This is a genomic window from Stenotrophomonas sp. YJH_SMC_37 (assembly GCF_059370035.1).
In genome coordinates this window covers 111110-132933 of record NZ_JCAFTG010000004.1, presented here as the reverse complement: position 1 = coordinate 132933, position 21824 = coordinate 111110, and the positions used below count along the sequence as shown (strand labels likewise).

General features: G+C 59.9%; 23 protein-coding genes and 1 tRNA gene. 10 read left to right on the top strand and 14 right to left on the bottom strand.

Annotated features, from left to right (window positions below; translation table 11 throughout):
• Positions 1-27: 27 nt before the first annotated feature.
• From AC5P8J_RS07530 to dnaX, 4 genes are all read right to left on the bottom strand, one after another.
• Positions 28-387 (bottom strand): histidine triad nucleotide-binding protein, encoded by a 360-nt coding sequence (locus AC5P8J_RS07530; protein ID WP_005408300.1) that lies wholly within the window; start codon positions 385-387, stop codon positions 28-30.
• A gap of 67 nt (positions 388-454) precedes the next feature.
• Entirely contained in the window at positions 455-1054 is a 600-nt protein-coding gene (recR, locus tag AC5P8J_RS07525; protein ID WP_019659508.1) for a recombination mediator RecR, read from the bottom strand.
• A 111-nt stretch (positions 1055-1165) separates the two neighbouring features.
• On the bottom strand, positions 1166-1486 hold the full coding sequence (locus AC5P8J_RS07520; RefSeq protein WP_019659509.1) for a YbaB/EbfC family nucleoid-associated protein: 321 nt from the start codon (positions 1484-1486) through the stop codon (positions 1166-1168).
• 6 nt (positions 1487-1492) lie between these two features.
• Complete coding sequence (gene dnaX, locus AC5P8J_RS07515) at positions 1493-3541, bottom strand: DNA polymerase III subunit gamma/tau (protein ID WP_495216762.1); 2049 nt, start codon at positions 3539-3541, stop codon at positions 1493-1495.
• Between the two features lie 143 nt (positions 3542-3684).
• Here dnaX and AC5P8J_RS07510 point away from each other — a divergent pair.
• The 4 genes from AC5P8J_RS07510 to AC5P8J_RS07495 all read left to right on the top strand — a co-directional run bounded on the left by AC5P8J_RS07510 (position 3685) and on the right by AC5P8J_RS07495 (position 7850).
• Positions 3685-3777 (top strand) — tRNA-Ser (locus AC5P8J_RS07510).
• An 86-nt stretch (positions 3778-3863) separates the two neighbouring features.
• Positions 3864-5372, top strand: coding sequence for a DUF6538 domain-containing protein (locus AC5P8J_RS07505; RefSeq protein WP_495216754.1), 1509 nt, complete (start codon positions 3864-3866; stop codon positions 5370-5372).
• Entirely contained in the window at positions 5372-6139 is a 768-nt protein-coding gene (locus AC5P8J_RS07500; RefSeq protein WP_072168240.1) for an NYN domain-containing protein, read from the top strand. The genes AC5P8J_RS07505 and AC5P8J_RS07500 overlap by 1 nt, the downstream gene beginning before the upstream one ends.
• 556 nt (positions 6140-6695) lie before the next feature.
• The gene (locus tag AC5P8J_RS07495) at positions 6696-7850 is read left to right on the top strand and encodes a phospholipase D family protein (protein ID WP_072168241.1); all 1155 of its coding nucleotides are present in this window, start codon (positions 6696-6698) and stop codon (positions 7848-7850) included.
• 104 nt (positions 7851-7954) lie between these two features.
• On the opposite strand, the gene AC5P8J_RS07490 is transcribed toward AC5P8J_RS07495, so the two are convergent.
• Positions 7955-9484 carry a MobA/MobL family protein gene (locus tag AC5P8J_RS07490; protein ID WP_495216752.1) on the bottom strand — a complete coding sequence of 510 codons (1530 nt, stop codon included), beginning with the start codon at positions 9482-9484 and terminating at the stop codon, positions 7955-7957.
• Positions 9485-9662: 178 nt separating this feature from the next.
• Between AC5P8J_RS07490 and AC5P8J_RS07485 the strand changes: the two genes are divergently transcribed.
• A complete protein-coding gene (locus AC5P8J_RS07485) occupies positions 9663-10079 on the top strand; it encodes a hypothetical protein (protein WP_152236268.1) in 417 nt (138 codons plus the stop codon).
• Positions 10080-10161: 82 nt separating this feature from the next.
• On the opposite strand, the gene AC5P8J_RS07480 is transcribed toward AC5P8J_RS07485, so the two are convergent.
• Positions 10162-10524 carry a type II toxin-antitoxin system RnlB family antitoxin gene (locus AC5P8J_RS07480; RefSeq protein WP_152236269.1) on the bottom strand — a complete coding sequence of 121 codons (363 nt, stop codon included), beginning with the start codon at positions 10522-10524 and terminating at the stop codon, positions 10162-10164.
• Positions 10503-11585 carry a type II toxin-antitoxin system RnlA family toxin gene (locus AC5P8J_RS07475; RefSeq protein WP_495216751.1) on the bottom strand — a complete coding sequence of 361 codons (1083 nt, stop codon included), beginning with the start codon at positions 11583-11585 and terminating at the stop codon, positions 10503-10505. The genes AC5P8J_RS07480 and AC5P8J_RS07475 overlap by 22 nt, the downstream gene beginning before the upstream one ends.
• 402 nt (positions 11586-11987) lie before the next feature.
• Between AC5P8J_RS07475 and AC5P8J_RS07470 the strand changes: the two genes are divergently transcribed.
• The gene (locus AC5P8J_RS07470; RefSeq protein ID WP_495216750.1) at positions 11988-13379 is read left to right on the top strand and encodes a site-specific integrase; all 1392 of its coding nucleotides are present in this window, start codon (positions 11988-11990) and stop codon (positions 13377-13379) included.
• Between the two features lie 13 nt (positions 13380-13392).
• Here AC5P8J_RS07470 and AC5P8J_RS07465 read toward each other — a convergent pair whose 3' ends face one another.
• From AC5P8J_RS07465 to AC5P8J_RS07445, 5 genes are all read right to left on the bottom strand, one after another.
• Complete coding sequence (locus AC5P8J_RS07465) at positions 13393-14298, bottom strand: toll/interleukin-1 receptor domain-containing protein (protein WP_495216748.1); 906 nt, start codon at positions 14296-14298, stop codon at positions 13393-13395.
• A gap of 89 nt (positions 14299-14387) precedes the next feature.
• Complete coding sequence (locus tag AC5P8J_RS07460) at positions 14388-16085, bottom strand: coiled-coil domain-containing protein (RefSeq protein ID WP_495216746.1); 1698 nt, start codon at positions 16083-16085, stop codon at positions 14388-14390.
• 38 nt (positions 16086-16123) lie between these two features.
• Positions 16124-17236 (bottom strand): dsDNA nuclease domain-containing protein, encoded by a 1113-nt coding sequence (locus tag AC5P8J_RS07455; RefSeq protein ID WP_495216744.1) that lies wholly within the window; start codon positions 17234-17236, stop codon positions 16124-16126.
• Between the two features lie 221 nt (positions 17237-17457).
• The gene (locus AC5P8J_RS07450; protein ID WP_258179534.1) at positions 17458-17589 is read right to left on the bottom strand and encodes a hypothetical protein; all 132 of its coding nucleotides are present in this window, start codon (positions 17587-17589) and stop codon (positions 17458-17460) included.
• Between the two features lie 35 nt (positions 17590-17624).
• Positions 17625-17927, bottom strand: coding sequence for a helix-turn-helix domain-containing protein (locus AC5P8J_RS07445; protein ID WP_495216761.1), 303 nt, complete (start codon positions 17925-17927; stop codon positions 17625-17627).
• A 130-nt stretch (positions 17928-18057) separates the two neighbouring features.
• Between AC5P8J_RS07445 and AC5P8J_RS07440 the strand changes: the two genes are divergently transcribed.
• The 3 genes from AC5P8J_RS07440 (at position 18058) to AC5P8J_RS07430 (ending at position 19547) form a co-directional block, all read left to right on the top strand.
• A complete protein-coding gene (locus AC5P8J_RS07440; protein ID WP_495216743.1) occupies positions 18058-18831 on the top strand; it encodes a hypothetical protein in 774 nt (257 codons plus the stop codon).
• 66 nt (positions 18832-18897) lie between these two features.
• Positions 18898-19212 carry a hypothetical protein gene (locus tag AC5P8J_RS07435; protein ID WP_053505548.1) on the top strand — a complete coding sequence of 105 codons (315 nt, stop codon included), beginning with the start codon at positions 18898-18900 and terminating at the stop codon, positions 19210-19212.
• Positions 19209-19547: a hypothetical protein gene (locus AC5P8J_RS07430; protein WP_495216742.1), complete on the top strand. Its 339-nt coding sequence runs from the start codon at positions 19209-19211 to the stop codon at positions 19545-19547. The genes AC5P8J_RS07435 and AC5P8J_RS07430 overlap by 4 nt, the downstream gene beginning before the upstream one ends.
• A gap of 147 nt (positions 19548-19694) precedes the next feature.
• Here AC5P8J_RS07430 and AC5P8J_RS07425 read toward each other — a convergent pair whose 3' ends face one another.
• The gene (locus AC5P8J_RS07425; RefSeq protein WP_495216741.1) at positions 19695-20066 is read right to left on the bottom strand and encodes a virulence factor; all 372 of its coding nucleotides are present in this window, start codon (positions 20064-20066) and stop codon (positions 19695-19697) included.
• A gap of 570 nt (positions 20067-20636) precedes the next feature.
• Complete coding sequence (locus AC5P8J_RS07420; protein ID WP_346714635.1) at positions 20637-21011, bottom strand: DUF3592 domain-containing protein; 375 nt, start codon at positions 21009-21011, stop codon at positions 20637-20639.
• Between the two features lie 352 nt (positions 21012-21363).
• Between AC5P8J_RS07420 and AC5P8J_RS07415 the strand changes: the two genes are divergently transcribed.
• Complete coding sequence (locus AC5P8J_RS07415; protein ID WP_495216740.1) at positions 21364-21807, top strand: GNAT family N-acetyltransferase; 444 nt, start codon at positions 21364-21366, stop codon at positions 21805-21807.
• Positions 21808-21824 lie beyond the last annotated feature (17 nt).

Below are 21824 nucleotides of genomic sequence, written 5' to 3'. Positions count from 1 at the left end.
CATCCACGCATGGCGTGGACAGGGGCTTCAACGCCCAGGCGCACCGAAATGCCCCAGCGGTGCCCCCGCCAGCAGGTGCATATGGATATGGAACACGGTCTGCCCGGCATGCTCACGGCAGTTCATCACGATGCGGTAGCCGTCCTGCGCGAAGCCCTCGCGGCGCGCGTACTCGGCAGCGGCCAGGGCCAGTTTGCCGATCAGGTGCGCCTGCGAGGGCTGCAGGTCATCCAGGGTCGGAATGATCTCGTTCTTCGGGATGAACAGCACATGCACCGGCGCCTGCGGTGCGATGTCCTTGAAGCCCAGCACCTCGTCATCCTCGTAGACGATGGTGGCCGGGATCTCACGACGGATGATCTTGCTGAAAAGGGTTTCGTTGCTCATGGTCGGCCTCGGCGGAGATGTCTCCCGCATTGTAGGCCGCCCACGCCCGGCCACGTCCGGCCGTTGCTCAATCGCGGAATTCGCTGCGCGTACCGAACGCGTGCGACAGCGTGCCACGATCAACGTATTCGAGCTCGCCGCCCAGCGGCAGGCCCTGCGCCAGGCGGCTGGGCTGTACCTTGCGTGCGCGCGCCAGCTGCGCCAGGTAATGCGCGGTGGCCTCGCCCTCGACAGTGGCGCTGGTGGCGATGATCAGCTCCTGCACCTCGCCTTCGGCCAGCCGTCGCTCCAGCTGCTCCAGGCCCAGTTCGCGCGGGCCGACGCCATCGAGCGGCGACAGTCGCCCCTGCAGCACGAAGTAGACACCGCGGAAGCCGGTGGCGTTTTCGATGGCCAGGCGGTCGGCCGGCGATTCGACTACGCACAGCTGGCTGCGCTCGCGGCTGCCGTTGGCACAGGTCGGGCACAGCTCGGTTTCGCTGAAATCGCGGCACTGCGCACAGTGGCCGATGCGCTCCACCGCCAGCGCCAGTATCTGGGCCAGGCGCTGGCCACCTTCGCGCTCACGCTCTAGCAGGTGGTAGGCCATGCGCTGCGCCGTCTTCTGGCCCACGCCAGGCAGCACCCGCAGCGCGTCGATCAATTGTTCAAGCAGGGGTGCGGACACGGCGGTGTGCTTTGATGGCGTCGAGCAAGCTCGACAGCTACGTGTAGAGTCGAGCCATGCTCGACTGAGGGTTGCAGCGGGCGCCTGCAGCAGCAGGCGCCCCGCCAAGAATCAGAACGGCAGCTTCATGCCCGGCGGCAACTGCATGCCAGCGGTGGCCGAACCCATCTTCGACTTCGACTCGGCATCGATCTTGTTCGAAGCATCGTTGAAGGCGGCGGCGATCAGGTCTTCCAGCATCTCCGGGTCGCTGGTCAGCGACGGGTCGATGCGCACCTTGCGGCATTCCTTGGCGCCGGTCAGGGTCACGCTGACCATGCCGCCACCGGCACTGCCGGTCACTTCGATCCTTGCGATTTCTTCCTGGGCCTTCTGCAGGTTCTCCTGCATCTTCTGGGCCTGCTGCATCAGTTGGGCGATGTTGCCGCGCATAGTCTCTTACTCGTCAAAAGAACGGATGGAATCGGAAACAACCCGGGCACCGTGCTGCTGGATCAGCACCTGCACCTCCGGATCGTCCATGAAAACAGCCTCTGCCACCTGCTGCCGCTCACTACGCTGGCGGTCGGCACGCTGATGCAGGGTCTCGGCCGGAACGTGCTCGATCTCCACGGTCTCGACCACGATCTTCGGGGCCTGGCCAAGGGCTTTCTCCAGCATCTCGCCCAGGGCGGCCAGCGCACGCTCAGAGCGCAGGTACTCAAATCCGGGCGAAAGGCCCAGTTTCAAGGTCCCGTGCTGGCAACTGATGAAGGCAGCGTTGGCCGCCAGCTGCCGCGACGGGCCGCTGAGGCCGCTGTTGGCAACCAGATCCAGCCAGTCCTCGGCCGTGGCCAGATCGCTGACACCTTCCAGCGGCGCGGTCCCCTGCACTGGCGCGGGCTCGGCCGGCGCGATGGCAATGCCTTCAGTGCGGAACGGGCGCTCGGGCGGTGCAGGCTCGCTGGCAGCCACGACGGGAGCCGGCGGCTCATGCCAGGGCGCGACCATGGCGGCGTCTGGCCCCGCCATCTCGGCCGCCAGCGCCTCGTCACGCGCCTCGGTTTCGTCGGTGGCCCACGGCGGCAGGTCGTCGCCCGCTTCCGCTTCAGCAGCCGGTGGAGCGGCCTCGGCCTTCATCGGCGGCGGCTGCACAGGCTCTTCCACCGGAACCGGCTCGGGCTCCGGCGTCGGGTCCGGTTCGGGTTGCGGGGCCGGCTCGGGTTCGGGTTCAGGTTCGCGCGGCGCGGCCTGCACCGGAGCGGCCACCTGCGCCACCACGGCCGGGCTTGCCGAAGCGGCGGCAGTCGCCGGCATCGCTTCGTGGGTACCCGCACCGGTGCCACCACCGGCAGCATTGCCACCCGGCGCATTGCCTGCACCATCCACCGACTTCGGTACCGGCGGGACTGCTACGGCCGGGCGGAATGCCAGCATCCGCAGCACGGCCATTTCGAAACCTGCGCGCGGGCTCGGCGCCAACGGCAGGTCGCGGCGGCCATTCAGCGCCATCTGGTACCAGAGCTGCACCACTTCCGGGCGCAGGCGCTTGGCGAATGCGACGGCGTCCAGGCCTTCGGCAGCGGCCGCACCCGGTACCAGCTGCTGCACCTGGATGCGATGCAGGCCTTCGGCCAGCGCTTCCAGCACGCCACTCCAGTCCGGTGAGAACTCGGCCAGCGCGGCCACCACCTGCAGCAGGCGCGGGCCATCGCCCTCGGCCAGCGCATCGAGCATCGCCGCCACCTGGGTGCGATCGACCGTGCCCAGCATGGTGCGCACCACGTCCTCGCGCAGCGCGCCGCCGGCATAGGCGATCGCCTGGTCCAGCAGCGACAGGCCGTCGCGCAGGCTGCCGTCAGCGGCCTTGGCCAGCTGTACGATGGCACTACCGTCTGCCTCGATCTCTTCTGCCGCCAGGATGCGCGTCATCTGGCCCTGGATCTGATCCTCGTCCAGGCGCTTGAGGTTGAACTGCAGGCAGCGGCTGAGCACGGTGACCGGCAGCTTCTGCGGCTCGGTGGTGGCCAGCAGGAACTTCACGTGCTCCGGCGGTTCTTCCAGCGTCTTCAGCAGCGCATTGAACGCCGCCTTGGACAGCATGTGCACTTCGTCGATCAGGTAGACCTTGTACTTGCCGCGCGACGGCATGTACTGCGCGTTCTCGATCACCTCGCGCACGTCATCCACGCCGGTGTTGGACGCGGCATCGATTTCCAGCAGGTCGATGTAGCGGCCGGCGTCGATGTCCAGGCAGGCCGCGCACTGGCCGCACGGGTCGGCGCTGGTGCCCTGCTCGCAGTTCAGCGACTTGGCGAAGATGCGCGCGATGGTGGTCTTGCCCACGCCGCGGGTACCGGTGAACAGGAACGCGTGGTGGACACGGCCGCTGTCCAACGCGTTGCTGAGCGCACGGACCACGTGTTCCTGGCCCACCAGCTCGGCAAAACGCTTCGGACGCCACTTGCGGGCAAGGACGAGGTAGGACATCAGGCCACCGTTTTCCATCGGATGTTCCATTGTGCCATGCCTGTCCAGCCCCCTCGCCAACAATGCGCCCGGATGCGTCCGTGATCTGGGCGCTTGTGTCCGGCCGCGCCGCCCGCTAGAATCTGCGCCCCTGCTGAGGCGTTTGCCGGTGGCAGGGATCCGGAGAGGTGTCCGAGTGGTTGAAGGAGCACGCCTGGAAAGTGTGTAAGCGTCTAAACCGCGCTTCGGGGGTTCGAATCCCCCTCTCTCCGCCAGATTACGCAAACCCCTGTTTACGCAGGGGTTTTTGCTTTTCTGGGGTGATCTTCGGCGGGACACAAATCGGGACACATCTCTCTCGATGCGCATCCCACACCACCTCGTTCGCGCGCCCTCAGGGCTCTGGTCTTTCCGGCAACGGGTCCCCACCGATCTCCAGGCCATCGTTGGCCGGCGCATCTTCAAGCGCACCCTGCGCACGTCCGAGCTGGCCGTGGCCCAGTTGCGCGCCCTGCAACTGGCGGCGCGCTATGCTCAAGCCTTCGACGTGTTGAGGGAGCAACGCATGGGAATCAAGGAAGAGGACATCGACGCGCTACTCAGGCGCCTGACCGATGGCGACCCGCTACAGCAGTTGATCTTGAACCGGACCAAGACAGCAGACGGGACGGTGACCGAGCACTGGCAAATCGACACGCCAGACGATGTCAGGCTCTATCAGCAGATGATGGAGCTCTCTGCCTCTCAGCCCAGTGAGCTGAGCGAGTTGATCCGTGAGGGCGTGCCGCCCATGCCCGTGGCCCGTCGCGTGACCAAGCCTGCCGTGGAGACCATCACCTTGGGCAAGGCCCGCGACGGGTGGCTGGCCAGCATCCAGCCCGGCTGCCTGCCCAAGACCTACACCATCAAGAAGACCGCCATCGAGGCGTTGGTGTCCTTCTTGGGCGACAAGAGCAAGCTGCACTCACTGACCAGGTCCGACTTGGCCCGCTGGTATCAGTTCATGCGAGATGGCGGCGCAGCCACCCCCACCCTGACCAATAAACAGTCCTATATCGGGGGCAAGGGCGGGTTTTTCGAGTGGGCCATGGCCTCCGGCCACTATCCCAAGGGCGACAACCCGGCCGCAGGCCATGTCACCTACTCCACCCGCGAGAAGCGGGCTAGGAAGCGGTTCGGCTTTAAGGCCTATGACAGTCATCAGGTCCAAGCGCTGTTCGCACCGGCCGCGTTCGAAGAGCTGGCCCTGTCCGCCCGTTGGGCCTCGTTGCTGGGTCTCTACACGGGTGCCCGGGCATCAGAGGTCGGCCAGCTCTTGGTCGAGGATGTCTTGACGGTGGACGGACTGCCCTGCATTAGGATTTCTGACGAGGGGGAGCACCAGAAGGTCAAGACCGAAGTCAGCCTGCGCACGATCCCCGTGCATCCCGACCTCATTGAGCTGGGCTTCTTGGACTGGGTGGGCACCCTTCGAGCCCAGAAGGCACCACGGCTCTTCCCCGCCGCCAAGGCGAACGCCAAAAACGGCGCGGGCAACTGGATCACCAAGGCATTCGGCCGACACCTGGAGCAGGTCGGGGCAAACTGGCCGGAAGCCAAGCGTGGCTTCCACTCCCTCCGAAAAACGCTGATTCAGGAGCTCCAAGGCGCTGGCGTGGTCTCCGAGCTCCGGGCCCAACTGGTGGGCCATGAGCTGGACGACGAGCACCATGCCACCTACAGCCGGACCTTCACGGTCCGGGAAAAGCTGAAAGGCCTTAAAGGCGTCTCGCCGGGGCTGGCTGTGCTTTCTTACGAGCTCAACCTGCCTGCGCTTCGCGCCCTCTTGACCGTGGAGCCCAGCTCCGACAAGCAAAGGAAAGCTGGTTGATGAGCATCGTTCCACACGAATCACGCGTCGCGGTTCTTCTGGATTGCGACAACGTCAATCCGGAGATTGTGGATCACGCCCTTCTCATGGCCGCGCAGTTCGGACGGGTTGTCGTTCGGAGGGGTTACGGCAACCACGCCACGCTGGCTAAGCGCTGGCAGGAGACTTTGGTCCGACAGGCCTTCACTCCATGCCTCCAGTATCAATACGCGGCGGGCAAAAACACAGCTGACATGGCGTTGGCTTTGGACGCTCTGGAGGCAATGTTTGACCAACGAGCGGACACCTTTTGCCTAGTGACCAGCGACTCTGACTTTGCCTACCTTTGTCGCAAGCTCCGAGAGCGAGGAGCCACCGTCTGCATCGTTGGTGAAGCCAAGACACCAGAGGCATTGCGCAACGCCTGCGACCAGTTTTTCGAGTGGCAACCAGCAGAGTCGAATGCATCCTGCGAGGAATCACCTGCCCCGCCCCCCAAGGACTCCCACGGCAAAGTGGAGGCACCCAAGCCGCTTCCCAAACGCCGCCCTCGCTTTCTTGTCGACGCGGTCTCCTTGCTAGCCGATGGGACCACGGACGGGGAAGTAGTGCTAGGAACGCTTGGCCACTATCTGAAACGGACTGACCCATCTTTCTCCCCGAACGCCTATGGCCACTCCGGGCTCCTGAACATGATCAAGACGTATGACCTCCTGACAGCCTCACAAGCATCCGGCGGACACTGGCTTGTTAAGCTGGCACCGCAAATCGAATCGGCCGATGTGTGACTGCTTTTGCTGGTCGGCTTTCGACTCCTAGGCATTGGAAAGCAACTTCAAGATCTGTGAACCAGCGCAGATTCCTCCCCTTGCCAATCTTCCAGCCAGTGCTTCGATGTGAATACTTTTCACATCTGGAACCTCAGAAATCCTATGCCCGCAAATGTTGAGCTCCGTATCGCCAGCCGCCTGCTCCCGACCCTAATAGCCCAGAGCGACACGCGCGACGTCAATGCCAGAGAAATCGACGTTCAACACGCCATTGATGTCGCCGCGCTGCTCATGCGAAGGTTCGCTGGCTCACCCCACGGCCAGGCCCAGCAAGCCTACACATCCAGCCCGACCTGTCGACCATCTCCACGAGCCTCGACGGTTGACCGCGAACAGTTACCACCCACCTTCCCCTCGCAGGAAGACTGGCGGAAGGCTCGCGGTCTCCAGCCAGTTAAGACACAACAGCATTCGCCGAAGCGCGTGAGCGGTCCATCCCTCCCGTAAAACTCAGGCGGAACGCTCATACGAAGGACCAATACGGAACGCTCCAAGCGATCACCAAAGGGGAAACATGGAACTGTTTTTACATCAGAGCCAGCAGAAAAGTCAGCTTGGCCATCGCTACACCAAGGCATTCCGAGAAGCGGTGGAGTTGTATGTGGTCTCCGCATACCTGACTGAGTGGGACGACGCTTTAAAGATATCGCCCCAATGCAAGCGATTCCGATTCATCGTTGGAAAGGACTTCGGCATTACGCGAAAAGATGCCTGTCGGAAGGTCCTGAGGTGGCTAGCTCCATCGAGAAAGGCCGAGTTCCTGGTTGCCGATGGAATCCGCGGCTTTCATCCCAAGTCAGTCATTTGGAAGGACCTGAGCGGTGACGCGTTCATGATCATCGGTTCTTCAAACCTAAGCAAAGCAGCCTTCAACAGCAATGTGGAAGCGAACATCCTCGTATCGATTTCCGCCAGTGAGTTCAATGATGTCAGAGCTTGGATAGACTGGATCGAGGAATCATCCATCCCTGTTTCAGAGGACTGGCTGGAGCTCTACACGGAAGCAGTCCGTCCGCCCAAAATCGGCAACGATGAGAACAAGGCATCCTTCGCCGACGAGGCCCCCACCGTAGCCTTCAAGCTTCCTTGGCCCGCGAACGCTGAGGAGCGTGTCCAGGAACGCCAGAAACAGATGAAGGCCTTTGAGAAGCACAAAAAAGGACTCATGGCCCTTTTCAGGCGAACTGCGAAAGGCGAGATAAAGAACAACGAGTTTTATGAACTGCTGCCAAGCCACTGGAGCTTTGAGCTTGGCAATCGATTGCAAGGAAGAGGATGGGAGAGACTGGGGATGGCGGCAGATTTTAAGGAGATAGCCCAAGCTTTCATCGCCATTGAAGATGCCTCCAAGCGAGACCGTGATGATGTCGTCAGGCGAGAGATAGACCGCCTTCATGATCGCGCCAATCCAGCACGCCGAGCTTTCCTGTCGGAAATGCTCTGCCTTCGATTCCCTAACTCTTACCCCGTCCTCAACAATCCGGTTCGTGCCTTCTTGGTCAAGCATCAACTCAGCGCTCCGCGTGGATCCAGCGAAGGCTCGAAATACATCGATCTCGCGAAGAAGCTTCGGACGGCCCTCCGCGCAAACCCTGGCTACATCGCGAAAAATCTGGCCGAACTTGATCTGCTGATCTGGGACTCATCGGAATACAACCCGCAGGGGTGACTCGCACGCGGCACCATCAGCCCTTACCGAGCTAGTGCATTAGCCGGAAAACGTCTCCGGACGCAGTCATGACAACCAGTCCCGCATTCGCGGGGCTCTTTCGTTCAATGGAGGGTGGGCGGCCGTGGCTTCAAAACTGGCGCGGAGGAGTTCCCTGCAGCCGACGAAATGGCCTGCCGTTCAAGAGCGAACTGGGACGGCGAAGGGAGGGCCTCCAGCTCGACCGCCTTGCGGAGGATGTCCGCATCTACCTCTGCCAGCGCCTCAGCCGACCCGCGCAACCGCGCCTTCTCGAGCTCCTTGGTCCGCTGCTCCAGCGCAGACAGGCGGCGCTCCCGGCGCTGCGTCCATTCGGGCCGCGAATAGCCGTTGGTTCCCATGGGATAGTCGGTGTTGAAGCGCTCCCATTCGTGCTGAGCTAGGTGACGTAGGCGTTCAGCCCTGCCCAGCGACACCAATCGCAAGGCGCGCCCCAGGATCGCCGCTCGCAGTGCCCGGACCTGAAGAACCGCTTTGGTGATCCACTGCCGCAAGAGGACCGTCTCCCCAGCCTTTGCCAGTTCGGCTTGAGCCCATTCGAGACCAGCACGGATGCGCTGGGTCGACAGGTCTGCCCTAGCGCGCGCGATGTCCCGCAGGTCGCGCAAGGCATCACTCACACGCTCGACGAGACTGACCGGGCGCTGCCCTTCGGTCGCTTCGTGCTGGAGGGCCACGACCTGAGACAGCCGCATCCCGGACACGCCTCGAATCTCGAGTCCAGGAGCCAAGCCCTGCATGGAGGACGGCCGGCCACCTTGGCCATGACCGACCGACGCAGGCATGGGAACTGCCCTGCCCTCGCGCCCAGCTTGGAGGGTGAGATGGTCCAGATGTTCGACGTTGCCGACCTCTATGACGTCGTTCTCCGCTACCAGCCGGCTGTCCATGCCCTTTCTGGACAGCGCAGTTGCTGCCTTTCCAAGGTGTCTCGTGGGCTCTCTAGATAGGGCTACGGCTCGGAGTTCGTCACCCCGGTCCGACGCCGCCCGAGCCTGCTCTGCCAGACTCCGATGATCGATTGTGACCGTCAGGCCAGCCGCTTCAAGGTGTGCGTTGGTCGTTTCAGCAACCATCTCCCGGACCCACTGGACTTGTACTTTTCCCGACACGCCCCCATCGAGCTCGCGCGTTTTCTCGCCAAACCCATCCGGCCCAATGCGTCTGGTGCTGGCAAGCAGGTGCACGTGATGATTAAGCCCGTCCGGGGTCCCAGGGGAGTGAATGCTAGCTTGGATGGCGAACTGGTAGCGATCCACCAAGGCCTCGGCGATGGAAAACGCCAGGTGTGCGCGCTGTTCTTCCGAAAGCTCATGGGGCAACGACAGCTCGAACTCGCGAGCCACCGTAGCGTCCTTACGACGCTCAGCGGCCTCCGCGACGGCCCAGAGCTCGCCGGGCACCAGTGCCCAGTCGGGCGCATCTGGGGGTGCGAGGCAGAAGGTCTCGACAACGCCGCTCCGACGGCGGTAGTCGTGCTGCTGCCCGGTGATGACATCGGACAGCAGCAAGCCACCTCGATAGGCGGCTGCGGCGACGGCGGATTGGCCTTTGGCTCGGCTGAACGTCTTGACCGCCGCGTGGAAGATAGCCATGGAAACTCCTAAGAAATAGAAGTCTTTATGGCTCAACTTTTGCCTTTGGCAAGCCTCGCAGAGGCTTGGGGTTCCAGGGGCGCAGCCCTTGGCGCACGCATCCGTCAGGATGCCTAAGTGCGCTCTTGCCTTTCATCCTCCATACTGTCCACCAATCTAAGAAATAGGAAAGCTAAGGATGAGCGACAAACCGACTGATGACAAAGAAGCAGAAGATGACAAAAAAGCGGCAGCCATTGAAGTGATTACGCGCGCCGCTGAAGCAGGCGACCCGTTCGACTCAAAGGATCCTGATCGCAAAATGGAACCGGATCTTCGATCACTCCCATCCATACGTTCCATTCAAGATGCCGCAAATGAACTTGGGGAACCAGATCCAACCAGCGGAATCCAACAAGGAAAAAATGGGGATTACAACATCACCACAGATAGCGCAAGGGAAACCGGCAAGGCGTGTCGAGAAATACTTACTCGCCGCGAAAACAAGAATACAAGGCGCAAGATAGGATCTGCCTTAGCCGGGATGTCACAAACGCCGAAGATTTCCCCGAAGAAGAAGATGTTCGTTACAAACCTCCCAGGGATCTCCGACTAACGAGCTTAAGGACTGCGACTCCAACTCAACGCCAACTGACTAGGCTGGCGCTGCCGGGCTCCCTAGACGTTCAAAAGCCTTTTTATAGGGCCACGCCGCGCTTGGCGGCGAACTGCATCGCAGGGGTCAGCATGGAGAGGTCGAACTCATCCATGTGACCTTTAAGGTATTGCGCCGTTGCTTCGCGGACACACGGATCCGGCTGCACTGCCTTGAATCGAGCGCGGCTATCGAAGGCGTAGCCATCAAAGTCGGCTTCGTAAAAACGGCAGTGGCGAGAGCCGTTCGACGCCAGAAGATCGAATACGACATTGCCAAATACTTGGCGTCGCCGCAGCTCTTCAGCCACGTCTTCCAAGTTCTCCTGCGGCAAGCTCTGCCCTGTCGCCATGACGACGACCGAGAAGGCTTCCGATGAAGAACTTATGACGACAAACTTTCGCATACCTTGCCTTTTGAACGGCTGATTCGTTGATGGCCACTCTCTACAAGCGAAAACACCTCATCCACAATGGCGACTGCCTCTTCACGCGTCTTTAGCATTCGCGTGGTGTCCACGTTGCCGTCCATGTGGAAGAGACGGTGCCGAAGGTTATGCCACAGCTGGTAACCTTCGACAAGAGTTTGCTGAACTTCTAGTGAGCAGGTCGCCTGATAGGTAGACAGGACTCTCGGCGTGGGTGCTTCCAAATCAAAATAATCACCTAGCTTTTCCCTAACATTTAGCGCGATACCGCCCTCTTCGCCCAGAAGCTGGAAGCAGTAGCCCTCAAGTCCTCGCAACGCGGGGTAGGCGACCGCAGAATAATCTTCCAGGGCAATGCCCACCTGCGTGAGCGCCAGCGAGGATGAAAACTGGATACGGACGGCGTCACGAAGGTAATCGTGAACGATAGGAATCTTAACCTCGAGGTTCTGCTTGATCTGCTCGACCGACAAAGGGACAGAGTAAATGTCCTTTTGGTGAGCAAGGATCTTGTCCACAGGAAGCATGGTTTGCACTGCATCCAATGCCCACCCGGCGACCTTTCCATGCACGCCTTGCATGTGGAACGTGCCATTCTTGTAGTGCTTGAAAGTCAGTCGCTCGCCATTTGTGCCAACCACACGAATCAGCCTGTAGTTGGCTGTCGTCTCGTCGCCGTTGATTTCCACGCCCTGCTCAAGCAGGTAATCCAAAACAAAGGCAACCTTCTCATCCTCGAAACGAGGGAGACTCGCATTGAGAGGGGAAGGAGAACCATACCCGCACCGATCCTTGATGGCATCCCCAAGAACCTCAAAGGTCGCCGCATCAAACCCCGACGAGTTGCCGATGGTGAACTTTCCGCCGTTATTGGCGAAGATCTGGACCAAGAAACGCTTCCCATTTAGCTCTCCGCTATGGTGAGTCAGTCGCCCTTCCTTCACGACCCGCTCGGCCAAATCAGTCGCGCCAGCATCCACCAGAGCGGATTGCACTTTTGCGCAATCGAGAAAAATGTCCTTGAACCGCTTCTCCGCCACTGCCGCCCCCTGATCGTCCTTAACACTAGATGATAACAGATCTGTGAGGCATGGATAGGAACACAAGCCGCCGTCCGGCGTTGACCTGGATGATCCGACATGAACTAGCTAACAAAACAGAATCGTCATTTATATTTCATTCATGTTCAAAAAATGAACTGTTAGCTTACTTCAGTTAAACAGTACGGTAATGACTCCGAAAACGGTCCGCCCCGCCGAACGCAAGCCATTGATAAATATGAAACTCCAGGTGCATTTTCGCGCGGTACGATTGGCTAGGCCGACGTGCAAAACGGCACCTTTCAGGCGATGCCTAAGGCCGTGAACAAAACCCCGATTATTCGTTGACGATTTTTAGGCCCGCAGTATCTGTACTTCCATCCTTCAGATGGAAGCAACGCAGTGACCTCCCCCACCTCGAAACACCTCAACTCCTACTTGGCCGACCCAACTGGCACGCTCAAGCTGACAGACGTTCGCATTGGCCGCGTCCGCATCGGCGAAATGATTGTCACCGGCCGAGAAGCAGCCATCCATGCTCAAGAGATCATCAACGACGCCTGTGAGCGGACCCGTCGAGCGAACCTTGGAAAGAATGGCACGCGCTACCCCGAGCCGCTCCCCGTGGCCGCCCCTGCTCGATTGCTGTCTATCGAGATCCGGGACTACCTGGCTGACCGCGAGCGCATGGGCCTGACACGCAACACCATCGAGTCCACGGCGCGGACATTGAAACTGCTCCAGATGGCCTGCGGGGACATTCCTGTTTCTCGAATCGACCATACCCACATCTACAGGTTGTGGGACCTTCTGCGATGGGCTCCGCCGCTACTACTGTCGGACCCCATGTATCGAGATTGGACGTTCGAGCAGGCGGTAGCGCGAGGCAAGAAGTTGTGCGTCGATCCGCCTGCTCCCGCCACAGCTGAAAAGCACCGCAGGTTCTTGGTTACGTTCTTCGGGCGGTTGGAAGAAGCAAAGGCCATCATCGCCTCGCCCATGCGCGTCTTCGCGGAGGTCAAGAAAGACCTGGCTATTGACCCCAACAAAGCCGAGAGGCTGTTTGATGAGCAGGATTTGCAGCGCATCTTCGCCCCTCAGACCTTCATCCCTTGGGCAATGAAATCCCCGCATCGTTGGTGGGTGCCCATGATTGGCTTATATACCGGCGCACGTATCAATGAAGTGGCTCAGCTCAAGTTGCACGACATCGTTCAGGAGAGCGGCGTATGGTGCATCCGCATCCAAAAGACCATCGACAGCGACCTTGGCCATAAAGACCGGAATCGAAGCCGCCAAAGCCTAAAAGGCAAAGCAGCCGTCCGAACGCTCCCCATTCCCCAACCGCTGCTCGATGCTGGTTTCCTGGCGTTCGTGGAGGACATCCGCGCTTGTGGCCATCCTCGCCTCTTCCCCCACCTATCTGCCGGGGTGCGACGCGACAATGGCGACACCAATGCCCGTTACAGCCAAGGCGTCCTCAACCAGTTCAGCCGATACATGAAGGATCTCGACTTTCCTAAAGGCGTCGGGTTCCACGCTTTCCGGCATACCCTTGCCACCGAGCTGCATCACATGGGGGTGGCCGATGAGGACATTGCCCTGGTCACCGGCCACTCCATCAGCAAGCGGGTCCCTGTGCTGCACGAGGCCTATTTCCACAAGAAGCCCGCGTTGGCACGAACAAAGCAGATCGCAGTCCTGGAGAGGTATCGCCCTGACGTGGTGCTGCCGGTCTACCAAGCGGGCCAGTTCAAGGGGGCCTTGTCCGACCCTCGCAAGTTCTATCCTTGAGAAAATCGACCACCTAGAACTGCGGTCGTCGACCAAGGGGAGGGACGGGAGGGACGGCGTTATGAATGTCTCGAACCAACGCCTGGAAGTTGGTGTTGTATCCCGGCCCATCACTGAGATCTACGAACATCCTTCCCCTAAGATTTACAGGGGTGTTCCCGGCATCTCGCTGATCTTTGATGACTGGGATGAATCTCATAGACAAGGGATCGCTGGCAAGCTGTGCGGCGGTCACTAGATGCTCATACCCAACCCCACCCAAGCGCTGGTTTGCGCGGTTCATGTAGTTTTCGGTGCAGACCACGATCACCCGATCACAGGCAGCTGCCTGTTCCATGAAATGGGGCAGGTCCTGTCCGAACCGAAGGTGTGTTCGGTCCGAGATTGCGTCGACACCGTTCGCCCGCAAATCAATCACGAGCCTACGGACCCACTCCAGATGCTCAGGGGAATCCCAAGAATAGGAAACGAAGACCTTAGGGGGCAGAGATGGGTCATCCTGCAAGATGCCGTTTCGGACCAGGACATCTAGCAGATCAACGTCCTTCACCGCCCAGTGAGTGCGGGTGTGTTCCCAGTTTCGCTCCGAGATATCCAGCTGGCCAAACATCTCCTTTAGGCGTTCAGCTGGGATAGGGCCTATTCTCGCGTCAATGGACCAAGTGATCCGCACACCCCCGTAACGAACTTGGATGTCCTCGATCCGACCGACCTGCGAGGAAGGTCCAACGTCACGTCCTCGATCTTCATAGGCAAACAGAGTAGGAAGCCCCTTAAGGGCGGCAATAGTATCCGCATTCAAGGTAGCAAAACGCTCTGCTAGCGGCGGAACAGTGTGCTCAAGGTAACGCGGCAGCTCAAGGATGAACTCGTCCTCATCCCAAGTCCCCTCCCGATACACCATCAACAAGTTATACATACGCCCTCCATACTGACTGAGTTAGCCACGACAGATGACCAGGCCTTTCCGACTGGAGGAGCCCCTACATTGAGTTGCGGCGATGAGGATCAATGTGCCGACATCTCTCGAATGGCTTGGAAACCACGAATCACCTCAGATGTCTGCTCATATTCTTCGGCGGAGAGCAGCGAATACTTCGAGTCCAACACCAATGGCTCACAACCGAAATCAACCTCTGCATCGTCGACCAGCAACAGGATGAGCTGAGATCCAATCGGCCGTTCGTCTCTGATGAAGTGAAGAAGATTCAGGTGATTGATGTCATCCTGATCCTGCTGTTTGGGCGAATCCAGCACAATCGGACATCTCACAGCATCCTCCGCATCCCAGATGAGATGAAGGATTGCATAAACGTAAGCGAGGATGGCGCGGGGCCGGTCACTTCCGGTCTCTTGAATCTTGAGCATCAGCGACTTAAGAAAGTCTTCTTGAAACATGACGCTGAGCTTCCCGGCAAAGCCAGTCAACAACCGAGCATACGTCTCGAGGATCTCCTTCTTTCGCTCTGTTGAGCGCGCATTTTTTAGCCGCTCCGCCGCCTGCTTAATCCGATAGTCCAGAGTGGCGATCTCCTGAACAAGATCAGCAACCTGATCGTCCAGCTGTGAGGAGAATCGCTTCTGTCCTGCTCGCTCAAGTAAACGTGCAAACGTGACCTGCCCCCGTCTGCGAGTGAGAAGCTCATTGAACCTTTGCTCGTCCTCGGTGGCGTCTTTGAGGCGCTGACGACTGATGGCGATCTCACCAGATACAATCGCCTGAGCATTCATCACCTCAACTAAGACATCGTCTGTCCGACTTTCATCTTGCGCCAACGCAAACCGTTCACCAAACGAGTTCTCGTGAAGCTGACCACAGGTCGGGCACTCTAAGTCTTCACCCTCATGCTTTACAGCGAACATGTAGTCCGCATGCAACTCCCTGCGAACGCGATCGAGAATCTCTCGCTGAGCCTCCAGTTGTAGTCGGCGCTGGGTCAAGCCTGAGAGCTTTGCTCGCTCTTCCTCACGGACCTCCACCAGCTGTTGGAGCATGCCCACCACGCGCTCAATCTCCTCGGAAAAGACTTCCGGATCGATTTCTACGTCGATGTCTTCAGCAACCGTGTTCTTGGCTCGTTTCTGAAGCGAGCGCAATCCATCCAACTGCTTAGCCGGCTCAACTTTGGCAGCCGTTGCTGTCGCCTGGAGCTCTAAGGCATCGAAATACTCAGCGCCTGTCACGCCTACATGAAAGTTAACAACGTCTTCTCGCCAGCGAGCGAACTGCTCCAGACGAGCAAAGGAAGTCCAAGGACTGCTCCATCCAGCGTCTTGGTCCACATAGAAAGGGATAAACAGGTAGGCCGGCGGCGGAACAACCACCTTCTCGGCCCGATTTTTCAGCCGAAGCTTGGCACCCAGCAACTCATAGAGAGCCGGCGCGAGCCCTTCAGTGACACTGGTGTAGCAACCTCTGACGCGCTCTGATTCGATCAATGTGAAGGTTTTTCCCTCCTTCAACATGACGTAGGAATCGCCGTCTACAGTGAACTCCAGCGCCGATATGACGCTCGCACCTTTCCAATCCGGATGGATCTCTGCCGCTTCTGCGCCCAGCGTCCCATATATGGACTTGGCTAACGATGACTTGCCTACGTCATTTAGGCCCTTGATCACCGTCACGTCGGGGTGGAACTCGACCGACCTTGCTTTTCGTTCCCGATGGGATACGAGATGAAGCCTTTGAAAGACTAAGTTTTTCATGAGTCCTGGTCCTTAGACTGCGCACCAGCATCCGGAAGTTATTGGGAGTGGTTTTCATAGAAAGTCATCATTACGACAATGAGTTCCTGCTCCGGGGAAAGCGCAGCAGCGCCGTATCCAGAGTCGCTTCGAGCGATCGCCACGGCAGCGTTCGCCATGTCAAACAGCGTTGCACTATTGGCCATGACGCTCTCACCCGCTGCGACGAGGATTTGCCTGTCTCGGCGAAACGCTCCATCCAACGGGCTCTGCATCCTTGAGAAGTAGTCCGGATAGGCTTCCCGGAGCTTGACCCGAACGGGAAATGGCACGTTGTCTTTGTGTAGCTCTGCGAGGACATTTGCCCAAGCACCAGCGGCTGGTGCTACAGATCGTGCGCTGTCAAGCATCAGGTTAAAGGACGCCCGGTCGATCCCTTTTGCACTGCAAACCTCGGAAATGGTCCCGGACGGCCTTTTAGCTACAGTCCGTCTACGCAACTCGTCAAACAGCGTTCTGTAGAAAGCCTTGGGCCGAATGTGAGCGCCTTTGACGTGCTGATCTAAGAAGTTGGTCACCAAGCCGACAGCGGTTTCGTTGTGTGTATCCAGATGAATCTGGGCAATGGAAACCGTTAGCTGCTCCCGGAGAGGCTCCTCAAAGTCCTCGCCCAGTTCGTCCGCCAAGCAGGTCCTCATAGCCTCCCACTCTGTAGGCTTCAACACCTCAAAGAGTCGCTCACCAGATGGCTCAGAGGCCTTTTCGGTGACAGGGAAGCCGTAGCCGCTTCCCACGTTGGTCACGAACTGGAAAGTGACTTGCTCCTGCTTTAGCTGAGCAGCCTTGGCGCACAATCGCCCAAGGATGGAAGGTAGAGCGTCGCCACTCTTACCCTTCTTCCGATTCGTCAGCCTCTTCAGCGTCCAAGCCTTTTTTTCGCTGGTCTTGATCTGATAGAACGCGGCGCGTGATGGCTGGTCTGGACAATCCAGGACAGCGATGTCCTCATGCAACTCGCAAAGGAGCACGTAGTTCCCTGATCCCTGGTGCAGGGTCAGCAACCGAGCCAAAGCCCAGTTCTTTTGGTAATCGAAGCGATCCGCAGAGATAGCGCCGCCTTCCTCTGCCAATTGAGCCGTGGACAGAAAGTCAGCGATGACGGTCGAACTCATTTCCCGAGGCCCCTTCCGTCGGATCTCCTTGCCCGACGCCTTGCCGCGATTAGAGGGATGTTTGTGACCCAAGTCAACATTGGGCCTACACACTCAGCATAATCAATGAGTTGCCTGCCGGGCTGGTGTTTCCCCACGGCTCGGCTAACGCCCCCTCCAAACGTCCAAAGCGACCACCTAAGAAAAACATTTGGGGTGCCACTTCCCTGTGGCAGGCGCAGTCACTTCTTCTTGGGTTTCGGGGGCGGCGTTTTGATCGTCTCAACCACCGAGCCCTTCTTGTCACGTTCCGCTTCCTTTACGGGCTTGAATCTCCCTGAACCCGCATCGCGTCCGATCTTCTTCGTTGCCATCTGGAGCTCTCCTTATAGAAGGAAACCAACGACAGTCACCGTTTGAGCTTTTTCAGCAACCAAAGCGCCGCATCCGCGCGCTCTTCCGGCGAAAGCTCTTCCAACGCCAGAATAACGTCGGCCATGTGGTCATCTCTCGCGACCAAGTAGGCCATTGGCACGCCCAGCACTTCGGCCAAACGCGCGAGCCCGTCCAGGTCAATCCCACTGACCTCGGTCTCATACCGGTTGACCCGGCTGCTCGCCAGCTTCTTATCGAGCCCCATCAGAACCCCCAGCGCTCGCTGGCTGGCGATGCCGCGCAGTTCCCGGGCCTGTTTGAGGCGGGCGGCGAACAATGAACGGGGGGAAGCCTTGGACACGTGAACGAATGTTGAAAACTTGGGTGGACAGCATGACGTGGTCCCTCAATGCATGGCAGACTCTTCATGAAATGTAGCACCCTCCCGACCAACCACAGGGGTTTTCATGAAGAAGAACCAGACAAGGATGGCCGCCGCCCTGGTGGCCACGCTGCTGTTGAGTGCACATGTCGTTTCCGCCCAGGAAGCCAGCCAGTCCAACCCGGAGTCAGGAAAGCCGGGCTTTTTCCGCCAGCTTGGGACCAGCCTGAAGAATGCGGGCCAAGAAATGATGGGGGGGAAGCCCGCCGGGGCCACCACCCAAGCCTCTGGCAACCAGCCGATCTACGCCCCGGTCAGCGGTGCAGGGAAGCTGCCCGGGCTCTTCAAATCCGATAACCACCAGCTTGCCCAGCAAGGCCGACTGGACTGGCCCCGGGTCGCCCTGACATTCCAGGAGTGGGGAACGTCCCTGCGCTGCTGGACCGTCGAGGCCCGCATCTGGACAAGCCCCTCCGCGTCGACCACAGAGGTCTTCCAGACCTGCGCCAATGCAGCCCTGACGGAGACCGACGACCTGGGCGACATCGCCGAGCTCAACACGGCGGCACTTTGGAAAGGGCGCGACAGCCTGACTGGGATTCGAGTGCCGGCAGGCAAACCGAACACCGGGGCTAGTCGGTCCAGCGGCCCCAATCCGCCGAGCCAGCCGTTCGTCCTCAACGTGAGCCGTCCAGGTGTGTCCGACCGGGCTGTCGACGTAGCCCTTCGCGTGGCCTGGGTAAGCGGCTTCATCCAAACATCGGATCTGCACCCGGGAGCCAGCGGTCTGCTGACGCCCTTCAAAGATTCGAGGATGTGGCTCGCTGGGTTCAAGCCGGAAGGCAATCGAGACCGGTAAGCCCTCTCCTTCTCTACCCGTCCGGGGCGGCCCACCGCCGCCCCTCATCACTCCCAAGGAATGATTATGAAAGCACCGAAGCTTGCCTTCGCCGGCTTGGCGACCGCTTTTGCATTGACCGCCTGCGGCGGCCCGCCTTCCAACGCGGACGCCCAGAAAGCGCTGGTCACCCTGCTCGAGCAGAGCGGAGCCGGGCAGATCTCCGATGTCCCCGAGTTCCAAATCAACGGGTGCGTTGAAGCGAAAGACACCGCCGGATACCGCTGCGACACCAGCGGCAAGGTGGCTATCGACATTGGCGGCCGCCGAGTTCCGGTTCCTATCGGCAAGAACCTGCGCTACGTCAAAGAGGATGGGACTTGGAGGGCCTACGCCAAATGAGCGTCCCTCCCCCTCTTCTTGACCAGTCGCCCCCTGCCCGGCGCAAGTTGATGCCCCCCAGGGACCGGTTCTTCTGGTGGTATTCGGGAACCTTGCTCTTCCTCGGACCTTTTGGGTTCATTGTTGGGCCGCTTATGGCCCGGCGAGGAACACGGAAGGTAGGACGCCTCTACCCCGCCGAATCTCGAGTGGCTCAGGCTAGGGATAAAGGGTTCGCTTGGTGGCAGTGGTGGGCCATGACCGTGCTGACGCTGATGGGCGCACTGGGGGCCTTCGCTGTCCTAAGCGGGCTGCCGATGTTCCTGTTCGTGATGTATGCACAGCTGACTCAGTAGCCACCTAGCCGACCATAATCGATAGCTTTACGCCAAACGCGCTGTATGGCCAGAAATAAACACCCAAGCTCGCAATCAGCCTATACGCCACTCACAAAAAAGCCCGGGAAAACCGGGCTTTTTTGTCATCTTACGTTACGCCATCCCTTAAAGCGCAGGGAAGAGATCGTTGAACTCTTCGATGCGAAGCATCCGAATGTCGGTGACAGAGGGCTTAAACCAAGGGAAGGCCGCACTAAGGGCTTGCGCAGCCAGAACACAGCTGACAGCCGTCACAGTAGGACCACCAAAATACACACTGCCTTGCTGCCTGTTGAAACCCTTTGCTACCAAAACGCGACCGATATCGGCATACGCATTCTGGTATGAGGCAACATGGTAGTTAGCCTGAAGCGCTTTTTGGTCCAAATCAAAAGCAATCGCATACATCCTGCTCGCATCCTTAGGCAGAGATTGAGTTAAAGATTCCTTGGCCGCCTCTTCGGCGAGCCGATGTATAACTGGATCATAGCGGCCCATGAGGATCCCCATTTGAGATTACACTTGACATTGTAACAAGATGCTGGCAAGGCGCAAGTAGGTGCAAATATCATAGCTCCAAGCGTTCAGCTGGGCACTAGTAGTCGATCCTCCTCTGTCACCTTGCTAACTGCTAGCATCTCAGGACACAACATAGGACACATGTCCGGTTTGCGATCTGTTGCAGGGTCAAGGGGTTAGGTTCGAGTCGATCCGATCCCCCTCTCTCCGCCAGACAAACGCAAAAGGGCCGCCCACAGGGTGGCCCTTTTGCGTTTGTCTGGCGGATGGGATGGGTGGTGAGAAGCCCCACCGGGGTTCGACGGTTCTGCAGGAGCAGAACCGGACAGTCGCAGGCTGGTCCCGGGGCGCAACGCGCATCGGGATCGGGTGCAGGGATGCACCCGACAATCCCCCTCTCTCCGCCAGATAAATGAAGAAGCCGCCCAGTGGGCGGCCTTTTTTATTTTGGCTGGCGGCAATCGCCGCAGGCACTACCGGACTGAACAGGCGCTGCCGCCGTGGCCGGTCCAACGGCCCGCCCGCCGACGGCGCGCGATCGGCCGCGAGTCATCTGCGCCGGAGCAGTCCTCGCACGCAGGCGCCGACGAACGCCAGCCCCAGCAGCACCCACACGACCGTCATTCCCCACAACGCACCGAACGTATCCAGGACCGGCTCCAGCCGCAGTCGCGCCGGGTCGTACAGCACGCGTACCGGCTGCCCAGGCTCATAGCCGAAAATCATGCCGCCCTGCGGGTACGAGATGCGTTGGCCGGTCGCGGTGGTGAACGCGACCTGCGGATGCGATCCGCCGGCGTTCAGGCGCTCGACCTGGCCATCAACGGCCTGCGCGACCTCCAGGAACTCAAGACGATGCGTCACCTCGAGGGCGGCCCCGGCAAGGCTCAACAGGCCCACCGCGCCAAACAGCAGACCACGCATGAGCTGGACAGTCCGGGAAAGAGAAGGGTCGGGCGTCACTGGGCAGCTCCGTTGCAGGCAGGAAGACGAATGCGGCCGGCGGATCCTGCCGCGCGGTCAGTCCCATGTGTCGAAAGCATAGCCCGGAAGCCGCCGCGCCCCGCTGCACGCCATCGCGGCCGCATGCGCCTCGCCATTGCCCGCGAACGACGCACCCGCCTGGTACAGGCGCCTGCGTCCCGAGCACGGTCATTCGAGTGGGGAAAAGTCACCTGGAAAAGGATCGGCATCGCTCCATGTACCCTGGAACGCTTCGCCCCCTCCCAACGTCTGGACGGTTGAAATGCAGCCGGGCAACTCCATGGCATTTCCCATGAACCTCCGCCTCTACCGCCCCGCCGACGCCAGCGCCTGCCTGTCGATGTTCGACAGCAACGTGCCCACCTATTTCGCGCCCGAAGAGCGCAGCGACTTTGAACGCTTCCTGCGCGAGCAGGCCATGGACTGTGCATTCCAGGTGATCAAGCGCGATGGCAGCATCGTGGCCTGTGGCGGCCTGTCGCGACGCGGCGACGGCAGTGCCGGCTTCTGCTGGGGCATGGTGCAGCGCGCGCTGCACCGGCAGGGACTGGGCCGCGAACTGGCGCTGGCACGCCTGCGCCAGGCCGAAGCGGATCCGTCGATCAAGCGCATCACGCTCAGTACCAGCCAGCACACCCAGGGCTTCTATGCCGGGCTGGGCTTCCAGGTGACGCGGATCGTGTCCAATGGCCACGGCGCCGGGATCGACGCCGTGGAGATGGAGCGGGGGGTCTAGCCCTCCGCCCCGCCCCG

What these genes read in the sequence shown, in the direction of transcription:
- AC5P8J_RS07440 (WP_495216743.1), top strand. Translation starts at nt 18,058, where the DNA reads ATGAAGAAGAACCAGACAAGGATGGCCGCCGCCCTGGTGGCCACGCTG.
- AC5P8J_RS07465 (WP_495216748.1), bottom strand. Translation starts at nt 14,298, where the DNA reads ATGTATAACTTGTTGATGGTGTATCGGGAGGGGACTTGGGATGAGGAC.
- AC5P8J_RS07460 (WP_495216746.1), bottom strand. Translation starts at nt 16,085, where the DNA reads ATGAAAAACTTAGTCTTTCAAAGGCTTCATCTCGTATCCCATCGGGAA.
- AC5P8J_RS07485 (WP_152236268.1), top strand. Translation starts at nt 9,663, where the DNA reads ATGAGCGACAAACCGACTGATGACAAAGAAGCAGAAGATGACAAAAAA.
- AC5P8J_RS07430 (WP_495216742.1), top strand. Translation starts at nt 19,209, where the DNA reads ATGAGCGTCCCTCCCCCTCTTCTTGACCAGTCGCCCCCTGCCCGGCGC.
- AC5P8J_RS07500 (WP_072168240.1), top strand. Translation starts at nt 5,372, where the DNA reads ATGAGCATCGTTCCACACGAATCACGCGTCGCGGTTCTTCTGGATTGC.
- AC5P8J_RS07530 (WP_005408300.1), bottom strand. Translation starts at nt 387, where the DNA reads ATGAGCAACGAAACCCTTTTCAGCAAGATCATCCGTCGTGAGATCCCG.
- AC5P8J_RS07415 (WP_495216740.1), top strand. Translation starts at nt 21,364, where the DNA reads ATGAACCTCCGCCTCTACCGCCCCGCCGACGCCAGCGCCTGCCTGTCG.
- AC5P8J_RS07490 (WP_495216752.1), bottom strand. Translation starts at nt 9,484, where the DNA reads ATGGCTATCTTCCACGCGGCGGTCAAGACGTTCAGCCGAGCCAAAGGC.
- AC5P8J_RS07420 (WP_346714635.1), bottom strand. Translation starts at nt 21,011, where the DNA reads ATGCGTGGTCTGCTGTTTGGCGCGGTGGGCCTGTTGAGCCTTGCCGGG.
- dnaX (WP_495216762.1), bottom strand. Translation starts at nt 3,541, where the DNA reads ATGGAAAACGGTGGCCTGATGTCCTACCTCGTCCTTGCCCGCAAGTGG.
- AC5P8J_RS07450 (WP_258179534.1), bottom strand. Translation starts at nt 17,589, where the DNA reads ATGGCAACGAAGAAGATCGGACGCGATGCGGGTTCAGGGAGATTCAAG.
- AC5P8J_RS07435 (WP_053505548.1), top strand. Translation starts at nt 18,898, where the DNA reads ATGAAAGCACCGAAGCTTGCCTTCGCCGGCTTGGCGACCGCTTTTGCA.
- AC5P8J_RS07495 (WP_072168241.1), top strand. Translation starts at nt 6,696, where the DNA reads ATGGAACTGTTTTTACATCAGAGCCAGCAGAAAAGTCAGCTTGGCCAT.
- AC5P8J_RS07425 (WP_495216741.1), bottom strand. Translation starts at nt 20,066, where the DNA reads ATGGGCCGCTATGATCCAGTTATACATCGGCTCGCCGAAGAGGCGGCC.
- AC5P8J_RS07520 (WP_019659509.1), bottom strand. Translation starts at nt 1,486, where the DNA reads ATGCGCGGCAACATCGCCCAACTGATGCAGCAGGCCCAGAAGATGCAG.
- AC5P8J_RS07480 (WP_152236269.1), bottom strand. Translation starts at nt 10,524, where the DNA reads ATGCGAAAGTTTGTCGTCATAAGTTCTTCATCGGAAGCCTTCTCGGTC.
- AC5P8J_RS07505 (WP_495216754.1), top strand. Translation starts at nt 3,864, where the DNA reads ATGCGCATCCCACACCACCTCGTTCGCGCGCCCTCAGGGCTCTGGTCT.
- AC5P8J_RS07455 (WP_495216744.1), bottom strand. Translation starts at nt 17,236, where the DNA reads ATGAGTTCGACCGTCATCGCTGACTTTCTGTCCACGGCTCAATTGGCA.